This window comes from Vulcanisaeta sp. EB80 (assembly GCF_002078205.2).
On sequence record NZ_LCWN02000015.1, the window covers coordinates 1 to 15871 of the forward strand.

Below are 15871 nucleotides of genomic sequence, written 5' to 3' on the forward strand. Positions count from 1 at the left end.
TAGGCATCGTACATTTTGATTCATTTTATTATCGACTATGCCGAAGTTAAATTTTTGCATCAACAGTAGGGGCATGTGGTTATCTTGATTTTATCCAACTTGTTTCTCAATATTGTTAATTCAACAACAACTATCAACAATATGGATGCAATTAATATGTACAGGTATGCCATGCCTGTTACTGAGTAGTAGAATGTTATGGCAAGCAGCGCGGCACCAATGGTTATCGCGACCCTACCACGCCATGTTGTGACCCTGAGTGCGCCGACGGCTATTAGTAATAGGCTGAGTACGTAATATAGCGAGTCGATTGCATATGCATATTCCATTGCGTTATAGGTTAGTGTAATTGGTTTGTAGTAACCGCTTACGTATGACGCAAGGTACGCGAGCATTATCGTTATGATTGCGATTGCAGTGCTTAGGTAAAGGGCCTTGTGCGGGCTTTTATACCTTGGATGGGTCTCCGCGAGCCACGTGGGTAGTAATCCATCCCTGGCCATGCCGTAGAGCATCCTAGCCGTTGCATTTAGTGTGGCTAGGTAGCAACCGAACACGCTGAGCATCACACTTACTGCAAACAATATGAGACCAGCCTCGCCCAGGTAGTGACCGATCAGTGTGTATACGGGGTTTGGTCCCATGCCCTCAGCCTCATTTACGAAGTTATTAATTGATGATTGTGAGTAACCGATGTTGAGTATTATGGCGTATGTAACGAGCATGTACAGCACACCCATGAGTACTGTAGCCCAAAGGGTGCTTGTCGGCACACTCCTCCTGGTGTCCCTAACCTCCTCGGAAATCTGCGTGCTAACTTCGAAACCCATGAAGTAGGTTATGGCGAAGACTAACCCACCCGATAATGCCATTAGGATACCGCTTGGACTTGTTTGGTATGTGCCCTGTACCGTGAATGGTAGTATGGAGAGCCTATTTATGTTTGCCGCAAAGGATAGTACTACGAATAATAGGAGGATTGCGATCTCAATGCTTGTTAGTGTCATTTCGGTCCTAATGGTAGGTCTTATGCCGAGCACTGCGGGTACTAGGGCAAGGACTATGGGTATTGGGAGTAGGATTAATGGGTTTATCGGGTGGCCAGTGATTGCGTATATGCCCTCGGTGCCAAGGTATGCGAAGGCTATGGCTATTGAACCAACACCAATTATGCTGTAGAACACCGTATAAACAATACCGTTGAAGAAACCAACCCTGGAGTTCAATGTATTTGTTACATAAGCATAGAAACTGGCGGCGTGCGGGTATTTGCGTGCCATCACGAATATTGAGTAAACTATTGCCAAGACGCCAAGTAATGTTAGTAGCATTGCCAACGGTGAGGCGGCGTATGCATAGCTCATTATGAATGCAGCACCACCTGCAATGCTATATGCTGGCGCCTGCCCAGCCAATGAGTTATACAACGAGCCGAGGAAGCCCGTGGCATTCCTCCTAAGTTCCCTGCTTATGGTTTCGGTCACGTGGATTCTGTAGGCTTAGAGTATTTATAGTTAATTAAACGTTTAATAAACAGTTATTTAAATTATAATAAACAATTAATTATGTCTGCTCCTCCTTTGCCTACGAGACCTACGTCCAGTATTGGGTTCTTTATCCATGGCCACATTTCTTGGCTTTAGATGCGTGTTGATTATTTCTAGGGCATCCTTAGGGTCCTTAACGCCCATCAACTTGCTTGCTAGCTCCTTTTCACCAATGTAGTTAAGCCACTGTATAATATGGCCCTCGCTTAGGTGGTATTCCAGGGCTTTGGTGTCTACCTGCATAAGTCGTTCTATTTCGTTCCTTAATTCGTAAATATCGTGGGCTATACCTATTACCTTATCATACGATTTGAAGTAAAACGGTTCTTTATCCGTCGGTCTACTTGATTCTTCATTCATACAAGGCATATTAGTACCATAACTCTCTTTAAATGTTTCTATATTTCAATGCTTCTATTTAAATGAGAGATTGATTGATAAATCACATGAATAATACATTCACCGCCTTCTTATGGCTTTACTCTTCAAGTTATCATAGAATGATATTCTATGAGATAGAACGTATAGTTAAGCCTTTATTATGCGATTGATGAGTGTACCTATTCCCTCAACATATAGCTCGACCACATCACCTGGCTTTAACGCCTTGCCTACGTCTAAACCTGTACAGCCCGTTACTGTACCACTTCCAAATACATCGCCTGGCCTTATGTACTCATCCATGGATACATAGGATATCATGTCACCAAAATCCCATTGCATACCCTCAATCTTAGTGTCGCACCATGTTTCCCCATTGACCTTAGCGTAAACTCTTAGTCCCTTTATGTCAGGTAGTTCATCCCTTGTGACAATCCAAGGCCCTAAACCATTCGCGAAATCCTTGCTCTTACCTGGCCCTAACAGAAGTTTTAGCTCCACAGCCTCAAGTTCCCTGATGCTAAAGTCGTTAAATATTGTATACCCAACTATAAAGTCATAAGCCCTATCCTTACTTACGTTCCTACCTTTCTTGTAAATTATAGCCGCAACCTCTAGTTCGAAGTCGAGACTCTTTGCATAGCTTGGCCAAGGTATATCCTCAAGATGCCCGTAGAATATGGCTGGATCGCCCTTGTAATATGTCGGTATTCTATACCACTCTTCAGGTATTCGTGTACCCATCCTTCTTGATGATGCCTCTACATGACCCCTAAATGCCAGGAAGTCCCTAAGCATGTTTGCCCTGGTCAGCGGTGCCTTCAGTTTTACATCACTCAATCTCCTAAGGCTAGCAATATCCCTATTCTTACCGGCCCATTCAACGACCCTTCTAATCATGTTAAGACCCTCATCGCCAGACTGGAGCACGCCAAGCATGTCTGGTGGTAATACGGCGTTGCAATACCTCTCTGTAAATGCCTCATCCTCGCCTCGATAAATGAGCATGCTATAGCAGGAGTCATTTAGATCGAGTACGTAATCCGAATCGAAGAGGACTCCGGACCTAATCCTGCCGTCCCTTAGATAACTAAGTAACCTCATCAGTCATAAATTACAAACCTACTTAATTAGTGTTGCCATTAAGAAATTATTTTAAATTAAAATGACGCAATACAATTACAATGAGTTGGCAATCAGGTCTCATTGAGGTGGATAAGGGCGTTTATGCTTACATTCAACAGAGGGGCACGTGGTTCATATCTAACGCAGGGTTGATAGTTGGTAGGGATTTCTCGATAATAATTGATTCCTTTACGAACGAAAGCATGGCAATGGACTTCCTATCGAAGACGAAGGGGATTATGGCAGGATCAACGAGACTCCTAATCAATACTCACTATCACGGCGATCACACCTGGACAAATCACTTATTTAACGCGTTGTCTATAGCCCATGTAAATACTAGGAGATTGATTGAGGAGGAATCAAAGCTTAACCTAATAAACCTTTACAAACACTTATTCCCTGACGTCGATTTCACCGGTGCAAAGTACTCACTTCAGGACGTGGTATTCTCAGATTCAATCACGTTGTATATTGGCGATAAAGTGGTTGAGGTTAGGTACATAGGGTACCCAGCGCACACGATCGGTGATGTGTACGTATACGTACCTGACTCGGGCATTGTTTTCACAGGCGATTTACTATTTGCTGAGCCCTGCACGCCCTTTGTATTGTTTGGTTCGGTGAAAGGATCCATAGAGGCGCTTGACCATTTGGCATCTTTAAATGCTGATACTTACATACCAGGGCATGGACCGTTGGTTCACGGAAAAGATGCCCTGTATAGGGCTAGGGATTACCTAACGTACATAAGGGATGAGGCATGGAAGAGGTTTAAGGAAGGTATGCCGTATGATAGGGCCGCTAGGGATATCGATCTTGAGGATTACAACAACTGGTTTGATAAGGAGAGGGTGATTGGTAACGTGGCTAGGGCATATAGTGAGTTTAGAGGAGAACCGCTTGGCTCACCGTTGAGTAATTTAAATGAGGTGGTAGCTGAAATGATTAAGTATAGGGCTGAGGTCAGGTTAAGTTGAGTAACCAATCATAGACTGGTTCATTAACATTCTTGACATTGTTTGGGTTAGCATACACATCAAGATGCCCATAACCCTTTAATGTAATGATCTTCGTATTAATCCTATTTAGGACTTCCATATCTACAATTCTCATACCAAACTCACTTACTATGGCTAACGTTGGTACTCTAACATTGCCGTAACCAACCCTAAACTTGTCAGTAGGTTCTATGAGCAACCTAGCCGGCCAATATGGATCGAAGGTTGCCATCACTGCAAAGGCAACTTCCTTGGGTGTGTATGGGTATGAGTATGGGTTCGCTAAACCTGCACGGTATAGAACATCCACTAGGTAGTCAGCTAACGTCCTAAAATTAGGGTTAGGACTTGGTAATGATGGATTATACAGAGCCCTCAACCAAACCTGGTTTGCTAATCCTCCCGAGAATTCAAGCCCGATAAGTGATTGCACCGCGTATAACTTCTTTGCCTCTAACTCGCTAATTGATGCGGCACTTATAATGCGTGGTGCTTGTTCCTTTATTGGTGCTCCGTCTAAAAACACGATCGCCTTAATGCTTTCTTGATCAACCGATGCGAAATTCATTGATGCAATTCCACCGAAGCTCTCACCAATGAGTATAACCTCATCCTTACCACCCAATTCCTTCACCTTATCAACAACAACTTTAACATCACTTAACCAAGCATCCCAACCCCACTTAAGCATGAATGATAAGTCCTTAATGTCAGGCATTACGAAATGTGTCCTATAATCGACTGTGTAAGTAAGGAAGCCACGTTTAGCCAGGTAAAGTGGTATTGCCGTATCGGGATGTTGCGTTAGGGATATCGTGGGTTGGATACCATGCCATGATACGTGGATGAGCTGTTCCCCGTGGGAAAACATGCCAGGCAATATGAGAACTGGGTATGGATACCTAACCTCGCCACCCCTGACCTCTCTAAGTGCAATCCTATCAAAGCAACTGCCGGGTTCCCTCTCAATGATCCAGATCCTCTCGGTAAGCCCAGCAACCTCATTTATGGGCCCTTCCCAGGTCAAAAGCCAATCTGCCATCAGTAATAAAATCTTATGCCACCTAATTAATGAATGCACTACTATTTAGATATAATTCATCATAGTCTATTTATGCTTACAACATGTGATGAGCAGTATATAGAATTAATATAAGAGCTTTACATAATAATGGAATAAATAATACTTCTTTGTGAGTCTTAACGAGTTTATAAATGAGGTCAGGACAAGTATTCGCGAGGACATTATAGTTACTGGCGAGGAGATGCATGCCTTTAGTAGGGATTGGTGGACATTGCTCATGCTTAGGGAGCTACTAGGCCACGTTATTGATAAACCACCACTTGTACTTAGGCCTGTGAGCCTCGATGAGTTAAGGGGTATTGTTAAGATTGCTAATAAGCACGGTGTTTGTCTCGTACCTTTTGGTGGTGGTTCAAGTGTTGTTGGTGGTTCATATCATTCAGGCTGTGTTGTGGTCGATATGAAGGGGTTAAATAAGATAATTAATTTTAATGAGGAGGATCTCACGATAACTGTTGAGGCAGGTGCTAAGGTTGCTGATATAGAGAGGTGGCTTAATGAGAGGGGTTATACGCTAGACTTTCACCCACAATCGTTTAATCTACTTACAATCGGTGGAGCCATAGCACATGGTGCCACTGGATCACACAGCCTTAGTAACATTGAGGAGATTGTGTTATCGATGGAGATCTTATTGCCAAACGGTGACATGATCACAGTAGGTCCAGGAAATTACGTTAGGGCTTCCTGGCCTGATTTACGCCGTCTATTCATAGGTTCAGATGGGACGCTAGGCATAGTCGTTAAGGCCACGCTTAAGGTTAAGCCATTAGCAAATCACTACATTGATAAGGCATATATATTCATGAGCATGAAAGATGCTATCAGCTTTGCTAAGGATTTCGTTGTTAAACTTCCTGGTCCCTGGAGGATCGTAATTCATGACGAGGATAGCAGCAGGTTAATGATTGGTGAAGATAGAAACATTGCATTGGTCAGGTTTAGGGGGTATTATGGAGAAATTGTTGCTGCGGAGGCGAACACTGCAGATGGCATGGCAAAGGTGCATGGCGGCGTTGAGGTTGAGCAGGAGCTTGTTAGGAAATGGAGGGTCGTATTTTCTAGGGAGTATGAAAATCAACTAATGCAGTTAGTCAATTCAGGTCTCTGGGTTGAGACTATTGATATGGCAACGACATGGAGTAGGTTACTGAAACTTTACTTAAGTATTAAGGAGGGTCTTAAGGATATTGATGGTGTCGTATACGTCCTACCAAGGATTACACATGTTTATCTGAATGGTGCTTCACTATACACAGTCGTTGTTTTTAAGCAGGATGAGGAGGTTTATTGGAGAATATGGCAGGAGGCATTTGAGGTCGCTCATAGTGTTGGTGCCACAATAACTCATCACCACGGAACAGGTTTACTAAAGAGAGGGTTTGTTAAGGAGGAAATGAAAGGGCAATTAAACATTCTAAAACTGATTAAGGGGCTCCTTGACAGTAAAAACATACTTAATCCAGGCAAGTTACTGGAATAAATGCAAAAAGCTAACAGCTCTACCTAAGCTTGGTATGGGTGATTACAAGAACATCAAGGTTGAGAGGAGGGGTCATGTATACGTTGTTATTATTAACAGGCCCGAGAGAAGAAATGCTGTTGATGCAGATACGGCTGAGGAGTTGTACAGGGCATGGAGGTATTTTGAGGAGGATGATGATTCGTACGTGGGGATAATAATGGGGGCAGGTGGTAATTTCTCAGCTGGGGCTGATCTCTACGATATTGATAGGATGATTAAGAGGGTTAGCAATCCTAACGGTCCGCTGGGGTTTACGAGGATGATTCTATCGAAGCCTGTTATTGCGGCTATAAGCGGCTATTGTGTGGCCGGTGGATTGGAGATCGCACTTTGGGCTGACATTAGGGTTGCTGATAAGACGGCTAAATTCGGCTTCCTTGAGAGACGTTTTGGTGTTCCACTTGTCGATGGCGGAACGCAGAGGCTTGCTAGGATTATTGGGGTTGGTAGGGCCCTTGACATGATACTAACCGGTCGCTTAATCTCTGCTGAGGAGGCCTATCAATGGGGTCTCGTTAATTACCTGGTTGATGAGGGTAAGGCCCTTGATAAGGCAATCGAAATTGCGGAGTTAATAAGTAAGTATCCGCAGAGGACCCTTAGGAATGATAGGTTAGCACTATATGAGGGTTTAGGGAGACCGTTAAATGACGGTTTGGTTATTGAGATGAATCGAGGAATTGAATCGATAAAATCAGGGGAGATTCATGAGGGAGTTGGGAGATTCCTTCAGGGTTTTGGGAGGCATGGAGAGATTGGGTGATTTTTAAACCGATACGATATCACAAATTACTTAGTCACTAATTTCCTTACGTAATGCCCTACCAATCCTCCCAAGCCTCCTATCGCCGTGGTAATCAACACCGTCACTATCAACAGTATCACTGCACCAGTAACATTGTATGGTAACCCTATTATTGCAGCCGTTATCTCCCCATTATCCAGTGCGTATGGGTTCATCAATATGGCTATTAATACAGCGATTAATGCAGGTACTCCAGTAGCTGCAAATGCATTCAAAGCCCTCCTAGCATTCAGTAAGTAACCAATGATTATACCAAGCACAGCAATGAGTAGCCAGTAACCAGTAATCGAGAGTATAAGCGAGATTACGAGATTAATTACGAATAGGACCCAGAACCAAGTTCTCTCACTGAGCCTCATGACGAATCACCCGGTAGGGTTGCGTTTGGTGTGTATAGGTAATAGAAATACTGCGGCAAACCTGGTGGTATTAATGTATAGTACTGCCCATTAAGCCAGTATGCTGTTGTATCGTTGTACAACGGACTTAATGAATACTCAGAAACACCGCCTGGGTACACGCCGACTGCACTCAACGGTTCTGCCATATCAACTACCATACGCCAGCTCGGGCCTTCGTTAGATAACAGGCCGTATGCCGCATTAATCGTATTACCATCCCCAGGCGCTGGAAATGGACCTACTGATAATGGGTTAATACCGAAGAAGCTTGTCAATATTCTCTTGTGAACCCTGCCCCAATACCACGTTGATGGGTTCGGTCCTAATTCATGGGTTAGTTCTGTGATTGTTTGGTTAAAGGCTAGGAGCATGACCATAGTCGCATTCCTCCTCTGTCCAGTTAATGGGTTATTGAACCACTGTATGTTTGGGTAATTATTTGTCCAATTGGCTAGGTCTAGTATTAATGGTCCGTGAAACACGGTATCAGAACCTAGGAATAGTGAAAATTGACCGAGTCCATCAGCCGGTGTTATGTTGTAATATTCAAACCAGGGTAGGAATGTGTCATTTAGGTAGTTTAATAACCAGAAGTAATAAATCGTAGCTGCCGGCGAATCGACTGCGAAATCACCATCCCAATTCTCAAGCAATTCGTATGCCTCAACCTCAGTTTGCGTTAGTTGGTTCAGGTGTGTCGATAGGGCATTAAGTAGTGGTTTTAGGAATAGGTTTGTCGTGTAATCGTGAACATTCAACTGAATGCTCTCTATTGATTGGTACGTAATGTTACCCTGCGCCTCATACTCCGATAACAACGTGTAGATTTCATCAGCCCTAAACCCGCTTTCAAAGACCCAACCCACGTAGTATGGGTAATTTGGAGACACTATGATCTCATTAGCGGAGAGGGCGAAGTGCGAAGGTGGGTTAAGGACGTATGGTTGGTATTGCCTGGGTATAAAGCCAACCCAATCATATGATCCATTACCGAGGAGTACCGCCCTGGGGTTTCCACCATTCACTATTGGGTATAATCCCCAGGCAAAAATACCAATATTACCATACCTATCAGCATAGGCAAAGTTCTGTATCCCAACCTCGAAGTAAGAGAGCCCCTTAAGGAACCCAGATAGGTTTTGGGCTATGTCGAAGTATAAGAACGTGGCGCCCTCATCGGTTGGGTACAGCCCCGTCCAATTCATGACTATGACCACATCACTGTAGTTTGCAATAACCACTCCGTTCCTGGCAAGGACCACATTAAATGGGACATAACCAACACCCTTCACGTATATTTCCTCGTGAATGACCTTGAACGGTATCCACGAACCATCATAGTAATACTCACCTGGATGCTCCGGGCTTGTGACCTCAACGTAGTAATACACGACCTGGGGCTCGGCATCTGTGGCACCCCACGCAATGTATGGATTATGACCAAGTATGACACCTGGAACTCCGGGGAAGTCAACACCGACAACATTCATGCCAGGACCGACTAATTGAAAGCCTATCCATATCGATGGCACAGTCGTGGTTAAGTGCGGATCATTTGCCAGAAAGGCTTCGCCATTAGGTGAAAGCGCAACCCAGTTATTGCTGCCCTCATCACTTAGTCCAATAACGTAGTGCTCAAATGGATTTATGCCAGGGATTATTTTGCTGACTATGGAGTTCCTGAATGACGTATCACCCTCGAGGTAAAACCTTATTGCCTCATCAATGGCACTAATAAACTCCTGCTTAGAAATCCCTGGAGGTAATGGATTTAGCGAGTAAAGGTTGAGGTATTTCATATTACCTGTCGTATTGTATATGGATGGATTCCATTCATAGGGGTAAACAGGATATTGTGGGGGTGGTGGATACGCTGGATAGAACGCATAAACAACCTCAGGTGGCATCTTAAGGAGGGCTATGGTGAATGGCAGAGGATCAGCAGTTCCGCTCAGGGACCATGTGAGTAATTGCTGTATTGCGAATGTGTCCTCCATAGTCCACTGCCGCGGCTTAAATCCAAGCACCTTAAACACTATGGGCATCCTCCTAGGGCTCAGTGTGCTAATATACGTACGGAAGGCCCAACTATAGATGAGAGGTTACCCATGGTCATCATAGCCATAAAATACATCTGAGCCAACCTATACTCAGCAGTTAAGTAACCCTGCTCATAAAACACCGCCCAAGTCTCATTAGATGCTATCCTAACAAAACCATCCGGGGTTACACAGACGACAATCGCCGCCGAACCACCATTAACAGTCAAAACACCACTATAGCACCCAACACCAGGCGGAGGAACATTAACCCAAACACCAGTTCCCGGATTAAGAACCTGACCAAGAGGAGCCATAACACTAATAGGAACACTCACCAAAACAATAACGAGCACTAAACCAACAACAGACAAACCTAACTTAACATAAATAAACTTAGCCACAAAACAATCAAAATTAAAGAGTTAATAAAAACACTATATTTATAAAATATGTAAATTATTACCATGATTATATATGATTATGTATAAAAAATCTTTAGTAAGATTGACTTTTTTCTTTATTTCTTGAATTCTTTTAGGAATAATTAATGGATAATATTATTGGTTATTTATTACATTATTTTGATCTTTTATAATTATTTAACTGTAATGTTTAAAAATAGTACAAAAAGTAAAAGTTGACAGGTGAGTCAAGTGTCAGATAGAGAACTTAAGCTCGGTGAACTTAGAGCTAGAATTGATAGGCTTCCCATTAGACCTTACCCAGTTTCGTGGATGGTTATTATAGGGCTTGGTTATTTCTTTGCGTTCTATGATATACTTACCTTATCCTTTGCGATTATATCTCCTATGGTTCAGCAATTGCGTCTTTCAAGGCTTGATCTTAGTGAGGCTGTTTCTGCTTCATTGTTTGGTTATATTATTGGTGCGTACTTTGTTGCGACAATAAGTGATTATTGGGGGCGTAGATTGGGATTAATAACCAACGCAATATTAATTGCAATTGGTTCCCTAGGTAGTGCTTTCGCCACTAATGCTGTGATTTTGATAGTGAGTAGATTAATAACGGGTATGGGTATTGGTGCTGAGATAGCAATCATAAATACATACATATCTGAAATAACACCTGCACATATTAGGGGTAAAATGGTTCAACTTACATATTTAGCTGGTGCTATCGGTTTTGCGGTAACGCCGTTCATAGCATTTGCTCTTATTCCAATGTCTCCAATAGGTTGGAGATGGTTATTTGGGCTAGGAGCACTAGTTGCCATAGCAATAGTGCCATTGCGATTCCTAATGCCTGAAAGCCCTAGGTGGTTAACGATAAAGGGTAAGATAGATGAGGCTGAAAGTGTTGTAAAGAGACTGGAGGATTTTGTTGCAAGAAGGATTGGTTCGTTACCGCAAGTTCCCGTTCCACTTCCTGAAAAAATACTTACCAAGTTTCCAACAGCGGAGTTATTTAATAGAAAGTATGGTCTAAGATTGTTAATGGCAGTATTGTTTTGGTTCTTTGATTACATGCTTGCTTACGGTGTTATAGGATTTGCACCATACATATTCGTTGCTGCTGGTTTTACATTCACGACAGCGACGTGGTACATAGCATTGGGTAGTGTTGGTTACATAGTTGGAGCATTATCGATGGCGCCAATAGCTGACAGGTGGGAGAGGAAGTATCTCGTTGCCTCAGCCTTTAGTATCGCTACTCTTGCAGTGTTTCTGTATGCCGTAGCTGTTGCTCTTCGCTCACCAATAGTACTGACAATAGGCGCATTCCTAGGTGCATTTGCCACGGCATTTGCCGTACCCGCCTATACATACACCGCAGAGTTATTTCCAACTAGAGCGAGAGCTACTGGTTTTGCCATAGCTGATGGCGTTGGTCATCTTGGTGGTGCGATTGTTCCCTTCGTAATTTACCTAGTTTTCAATCCATTAAAGCCTATCTCCACGGGTGTCTGGACATTCATATTATTAGGAATATTTGAAATAATCGCCACATCAATAGTGCTTACGGGACCTAGAACAACTAAATTAAGGCTTGAACAAGTATCTGACTAGGGTGAATAAGTATGCAGAGTGGTTATGTTAAAACTAGGGATGGTGTATCAATATATTACGAGGTTGACGGGTCAGGAGACCCCCTAGTCCTTATCGAGGGCTTAGGATACGCCAATTGGATGTGGGTTAAGCAAAGGTCCCTCTCTAAATACGTAAAGTTGATAATTTATGATAATAGAGGCGTTGGTTATTCATCAAAGCCTGATAGGCCATATACCATGGACGACTTCGTAGATGATCTAGAGGACCTATTAAATTACTTATCGATTGACAAAGCATTCCTATGGGGTGTATCGATGGGCGGCATGATTGCTATGTACTTTACGTATAAAAACCCAGATAGGGTTAGAGGCTTAATACTCGGGGAAACAAACTTTGGTATAAAGTCGGTACCACCAAGTAAGGAGGCCCTGGAAATACTAATGCAACCACCTAAGTCTGGCCTTGATAAAAGAGAAATGCTAATTGAGAGGATGAGGATAGCATTTTCCAGGGAGTACTTTAATAAGCATAGGGATGAGATTGAATACTTAGTTAATTTGAGAATAAGGTTTGAGGAAGATCCAAAGGCGTACAATAATCAACTGGCTGCGGTTTTATCGTTTGATTTTAAAGATAAATTACCTAGTATAAGGGTACCAACACTAATAGTAACTGGTGATGAGGACTATGTCGTTAATCCACAGAACTCATACATCATGAACCAATCAATTCCAAACAGCAAGTTAATAATACTTAGGGGCGCGGGTCATTTAGCAATTATTGAGCGTGCAGAGGACTACAATAAGGTGGTACTTAATTTCATATATGAAGTCGTCAATGGCTTATTTAAGCCATCTAAGGAACCTCTGGTGATTTAAATATGTTGGAGAGTCTTCTAAAACATAGGGCTAGAATTGATGACACAATAGCTATTAAGGTTGGTGATAAGGCATACACGTACTCACAACTTGAGGATTTATCAAATAGGATTGCTTATGCATTACGTAAGCTTAACGTTAGGGGTGGCGATAGAGTCATTACGCTTATAAAATCACCATTGTATCATGTAGCCATATTTTTTGCATTAAGGAAGTTAGGAGCAGCCCTTGTGCCTATAAATCCGAGACTTGGTCATGATTTTCTCAAGTTTGCCATTAACGATATTAAACCAGCCCTTGTGATTGATGATTATTATAATGAAGGTGTGAGCACAGATAAGGTTCTTGAGATGGCTAACGATAAGTATGAGTATGAATATAAAATAAACCTTGATGAAACAGCAATGATTCTCTATACTGGTGGTACTACAGGACCGCCTAAAGGTGCCATTATTCATGAAGGCTCAATTCTCTGGAATGCGATAATAACGGTATTATCCTGGGGTCTTACAAAGAACGACTGCACCCTTGTTTCATTGCCACTCTACCACACAGGTGGCTGGAACGTACTCCTAATGCCATTGTTGCTAGTTGGTGGCCGTGTAGTTCTTCCTGAAACAGAGAAGTTCGATCCAGACTGGACAATAGAAACCTTGGCTAAGGAAAGGTGTACTCTATATATGGGTGTACCAACAATGCTTGACGCAATAAGCAAGTCACCACTTTTTAATAAGTACGATCTATCGCACGTACTATTTATCAATGGCGGTGGACCCTTATTACCGAGCGTAGCGCAGCGATTTATTAAAAGAGGTTATAGAATCTTCCAGGGCTATGGCCTAACGGAAGCAGGCCCTAATAATTTCTACATATCACCTGAGCGATATAAGGATAAGATGAGGTCTGTTGGTAAACCATTACTTTTCATTGAGATGAAGTTAGCGGACGATGGCGAATTATTAATAAGGGGTCCTCATGTATTTAAGGGTTATTGGAATAGACCAAGCGAGAGGCCGTTTACTGAGGATGGTTATTTAATGACAGGAGATCTATTCATGGTTGATGATGAGGGGGATTATGTATTTTTAGATAGAAAGAAAGATATGATCAAGACAGGAGGAGAGAATGTGTACTCTACAGAGGTCGAAGTTGCACTTAAGCAATTACCATACATTGAGGATGCTGCAGTGTTTGGTGTCCCTGATGAGCGTTGGGGCGAGGCTGTAGTTGCCGTAGTTGTTAAGAAAGCTGGTTATAAAGTGACGGAGGATGACGTAAAGAATGATCTTAAGAAGGTCCTGCCATCCTTTAAGGTTCCTAAACATATAATATTTGTTAAGGAAATACCAAAGACCGAAATTGGTAAAATATCGAAGAGGTATTTACGTGAGAGATACCTTAGTGATGGCTTTAGAAGTATTCTTGATCAATCGTGATTTAATATGAGGAGTGCATATATAGTTGACTATGAATTGTACATACCAGGTACATTTATTGATTATGAAGAATTAGCAAGAATCACAGGACTACCTGATTGGGTTATAAAGGATAAAATGGGTATTGTTAGGAAACCCGTTGAAAGGATACTTTCAGTTTCTGATATGGCTGAATTGGCAACCAAGAAATTATTGAGCCATTATAACAATGTAAGGATTGGAATAGTAGCCTATGCTGGCTCTGACTTTAAGGACAAGTATGTATGGAATGTTGCACCAAATGTCATGGGACGTTTAAATATAAAGAATGCCTACGGATTTGACGTATCAATGCAGTGCGTAAGTAGTATAGTCGCTCTTGATCTATTAAAGTCTAAGCTGCAAGCAAGTAATGACGATCTTTATGCGTTAATTATCGCGGCCACTAAACAAAGTCTCATTGTTAACTACAAAGATAGGAACTCTTCATTCATGTACGATTTTTCTGATGGTGCAGTAGCCGTACTCTTAAGTAATGTTGATGGTAAATATGAAATACTGGAAAGCTCCATATTAACTGATGGCAAATTTTCTAATATTGTTTATCAAAGATTAGGTGAACGTTTTTATGGCAATAGTGTTATGGAACAGGATTACTTATTGGAGGTAAATAGAACAGAAGAGTTTAGCAAAGGCTTTGAGGAAATGTCACTTAGGAATTTCATATTCGTAATAAAGAATGCCTTAGAAAGAAGTGGTCTTACAATAAAGGATATTGATTACCTGGCAATACTGCATATGAAGCGTTCATTTCATGATAAAATAATTAGAGAGCTTGGATTATCGCCCAATAAATCGATATACCTGGAAAATTATGGTCATATGCAGGCTGTGGATCCATTCCTTTCACTATGGTTAGCAGAACAAAGTGGAAAGATTAGTAAGGGTAGTATTATTGTTTTGGTGGCGGCGGGCACAGGATGGACCTGGGGTGCTACAGTACTTCGTCGTATTAAGTAAGTTATAACATTAAAATTAATTAATTTTTATTTTCACACTGACGTAGATATGAAATACCTTCCTAAAACAAGGAGGGGTGAAGAATCGTTAAATAAGATACTCAATGCTGCAATAGCGGTCATCGCTGAGAAAGGATTTAACAATGCATCAATAAGTGAAATAACGTCTAGGGCAGGGGTATCTCATGGTCTTTTTTACTTTTATTTCAAAAATAAGGATGAATTGCTAGAGGAACTTGTTAGACGTATAAATAGGGACATGAGGCATTATTTAACCTTAAGTACTTCAGGTCTTTCAAATAGGGTGACAATAGAGAAGAGGGGATTTGAGGCGTTTTTTGATTGGATGTACTATAATCAGTACCTTTATAAGATTTTAATCGAGGCAGAGTCCAACAACCTGGAATTATATAAATGGCATTACATGAAATTATCTGAAAGATATTCTCAAAAATTATTGGATGCGATGAATAGAGGCGAAATAGCGAAATACGACCCTGAAGTGCTATCTTTCGTGTTAATGGGCATTGCGGACTTTATCGCAAAAAGGTATATACTGTGGGTAAATAGTAAGGTCCCTAGATATGTTGTTGATGAGGTTAATAAAATACTTGAGAGAATATTAAGTCCATAATCTAT

15 protein-coding genes are annotated in these 15871 nt (G+C 41.9%); 8 read left to right on the forward strand and 7 right to left on the reverse strand.

Annotation, left to right across the window (positions count from 1 at the left end; genetic code table 11):
- Window positions 1–59: 59 nt before the first annotated feature.
- The 3 genes from B7L70_RS04180 to B7L70_RS04190 all read right to left on the reverse strand — a co-directional run bounded on the left by B7L70_RS04180 (window position 60) and on the right by B7L70_RS04190 (window position 3032).
- Window positions 60–1484 (reverse strand): APC family permease, encoded by a 1425-nt coding sequence (locus tag B7L70_RS04180; RefSeq protein WP_081226641.1) that lies wholly within the window; start codon window positions 1482–1484, stop codon window positions 60–62.
- A 75-nt stretch (window positions 1485–1559) separates the two neighbouring features.
- The gene (locus B7L70_RS04185) at window positions 1560–1907 is read right to left on the reverse strand and encodes a hypothetical protein (RefSeq protein WP_101940229.1); all 348 of its coding nucleotides are present in this window, start codon (window positions 1905–1907) and stop codon (window positions 1560–1562) included.
- A 168-nt stretch (window positions 1908–2075) separates the two neighbouring features.
- Window positions 2076–3032: a fumarylacetoacetate hydrolase family protein gene (locus B7L70_RS04190; RefSeq protein WP_081226643.1), complete on the reverse strand. Its 957-nt coding sequence runs from the start codon at window positions 3030–3032 to the stop codon at window positions 2076–2078.
- Between the two features lie 80 nt (window positions 3033–3112).
- Between B7L70_RS04190 and B7L70_RS04195 the strand changes: the two genes are divergently transcribed.
- Window positions 3113–4033 (forward strand): MBL fold metallo-hydrolase, encoded by a 921-nt coding sequence (locus B7L70_RS04195; protein WP_081226644.1) that lies wholly within the window; start codon window positions 3113–3115, stop codon window positions 4031–4033.
- On the opposite strand, the gene B7L70_RS04200 is transcribed toward B7L70_RS04195, so the two are convergent.
- Window positions 4020–5096 carry an alpha/beta fold hydrolase gene (locus B7L70_RS04200; RefSeq protein ID WP_081226645.1) on the reverse strand — a complete coding sequence of 359 codons (1077 nt, stop codon included), beginning with the start codon at window positions 5094–5096 and terminating at the stop codon, window positions 4020–4022. The two genes, B7L70_RS04195 and B7L70_RS04200, sit on opposite strands and share 14 nt — an antisense overlap.
- Before the next feature lie 151 nt (window positions 5097–5247).
- On the opposite strand from B7L70_RS04200, the gene B7L70_RS04205 reads away from it, so the two are divergent.
- Together B7L70_RS04205 and B7L70_RS04210 are read left to right on the forward strand one after the other, a co-directional pair.
- A complete protein-coding gene (locus B7L70_RS04205; protein WP_238376094.1) occupies window positions 5248–6621 on the forward strand; it encodes an FAD-binding oxidoreductase in 1374 nt (457 codons plus the stop codon).
- A gap of 34 nt (window positions 6622–6655) precedes the next feature.
- The gene (locus tag B7L70_RS04210; RefSeq protein WP_081226646.1) at window positions 6656–7426 is read left to right on the forward strand and encodes a crotonase/enoyl-CoA hydratase family protein; all 771 of its coding nucleotides are present in this window, start codon (window positions 6656–6658) and stop codon (window positions 7424–7426) included.
- 26 nt (window positions 7427–7452) lie between these two features.
- On the opposite strand, the gene B7L70_RS04215 is transcribed toward B7L70_RS04210, so the two are convergent.
- Genes B7L70_RS04215 through B7L70_RS14100 form a run of 3 tightly spaced genes read right to left on the reverse strand, consistent with a single transcriptional unit; the run spans window position 7453 to window position 10312 of the window.
- The gene (locus B7L70_RS04215; RefSeq protein WP_081226647.1) at window positions 7453–7827 is read right to left on the reverse strand and encodes a hypothetical protein; all 375 of its coding nucleotides are present in this window, start codon (window positions 7825–7827) and stop codon (window positions 7453–7455) included.
- A complete protein-coding gene (locus tag B7L70_RS04220; protein ID WP_081226648.1) occupies window positions 7824–9914 on the reverse strand; it encodes a penicillin acylase family protein in 2091 nt (696 codons plus the stop codon). Before B7L70_RS04220 ends, B7L70_RS04215 begins: the two co-directional genes overlap by 4 nt.
- Window positions 9915–9925: 11 nt before the next feature.
- On the reverse strand, window positions 9926–10312 hold the full coding sequence (locus tag B7L70_RS14100) for a penicillin acylase family protein (protein ID WP_081226649.1): 387 nt from the start codon (window positions 10310–10312) through the stop codon (window positions 9926–9928).
- 243 nt (window positions 10313–10555) lie between these two features.
- Here B7L70_RS14100 and B7L70_RS04230 point away from each other — a divergent pair, with 243 nt between their 5' ends.
- Genes B7L70_RS04230 through B7L70_RS04250 form a run of 5 tightly spaced genes read left to right on the forward strand, consistent with a single transcriptional unit; the run spans window position 10556 to window position 15866 of the window.
- The gene (locus B7L70_RS04230; RefSeq protein ID WP_081226650.1) at window positions 10556–11938 is read left to right on the forward strand and encodes an MFS transporter; all 1383 of its coding nucleotides are present in this window, start codon (window positions 10556–10558) and stop codon (window positions 11936–11938) included.
- A gap of 11 nt (window positions 11939–11949) precedes the next feature.
- A complete protein-coding gene (locus B7L70_RS04235; RefSeq protein ID WP_081226651.1) occupies window positions 11950–12798 on the forward strand; it encodes an alpha/beta fold hydrolase in 849 nt (282 codons plus the stop codon).
- 2 nt (window positions 12799–12800) lie between these two features.
- Window positions 12801–14234, forward strand: a complete 1434-nt coding sequence (locus B7L70_RS04240) for a class I adenylate-forming enzyme family protein (RefSeq protein ID WP_081226652.1) — start codon at window positions 12801–12803, stop codon at window positions 14232–14234.
- 6 nt (window positions 14235–14240) lie between these two features.
- Entirely contained in the window at window positions 14241–15233 is a 993-nt protein-coding gene (locus B7L70_RS04245; RefSeq protein ID WP_081226653.1) for a 3-oxoacyl-ACP synthase, read from the forward strand.
- Window positions 15234–15281: 48 nt separating this feature from the next.
- Window positions 15282–15866: a TetR/AcrR family transcriptional regulator gene (locus B7L70_RS04250; protein WP_081226654.1), complete on the forward strand. Its 585-nt coding sequence runs from the start codon at window positions 15282–15284 to the stop codon at window positions 15864–15866.
- The last annotated feature ends 5 nt before the right edge of the window (window positions 15867–15871 follow it).

Excerpts from the sequence above, each read along its gene's own strand:
- B7L70_RS04190 (WP_081226643.1), bottom strand. The coding sequence starts at position 3,032 with ATGAGGTTACTTAGTTATCTAAGGGACGGCAGGATTAGGTCCGGAGTC.
- B7L70_RS04210 (WP_081226646.1), top strand. The coding sequence starts at position 6,656 with ATGGGTGATTACAAGAACATCAAGGTTGAGAGGAGGGGTCATGTATAC.
- B7L70_RS04250 (WP_081226654.1), top strand. The coding sequence starts at position 15,282 with ATGAAATACCTTCCTAAAACAAGGAGGGGTGAAGAATCGTTAAATAAG.
- B7L70_RS04215 (WP_081226647.1), bottom strand. The coding sequence starts at position 7,827 with ATGAGGCTCAGTGAGAGAACTTGGTTCTGGGTCCTATTCGTAATTAAT.
- B7L70_RS04235 (WP_081226651.1), top strand. The coding sequence starts at position 11,950 with ATGCAGAGTGGTTATGTTAAAACTAGGGATGGTGTATCAATATATTAC.
- B7L70_RS04245 (WP_081226653.1), top strand. The coding sequence starts at position 14,241 with ATGAGGAGTGCATATATAGTTGACTATGAATTGTACATACCAGGTACA.
- B7L70_RS04200 (WP_081226645.1), bottom strand. The coding sequence starts at position 5,096 with ATGGCAGATTGGCTTTTGACCTGGGAAGGGCCCATAAATGAGGTTGCT.
- B7L70_RS04220 (WP_081226648.1), bottom strand. The coding sequence starts at position 9,914 with ATGCCCATAGTGTTTAAGGTGCTTGGATTTAAGCCGCGGCAGTGGACT.
- B7L70_RS04185 (WP_101940229.1), bottom strand. The coding sequence starts at position 1,907 with ATGAATGAAGAATCAAGTAGACCGACGGATAAAGAACCGTTTTACTTC.
- B7L70_RS04195 (WP_081226644.1), top strand. The coding sequence starts at position 3,113 with ATGAGTTGGCAATCAGGTCTCATTGAGGTGGATAAGGGCGTTTATGCT.
- B7L70_RS04240 (WP_081226652.1), top strand. The coding sequence starts at position 12,801 with ATGTTGGAGAGTCTTCTAAAACATAGGGCTAGAATTGATGACACAATA.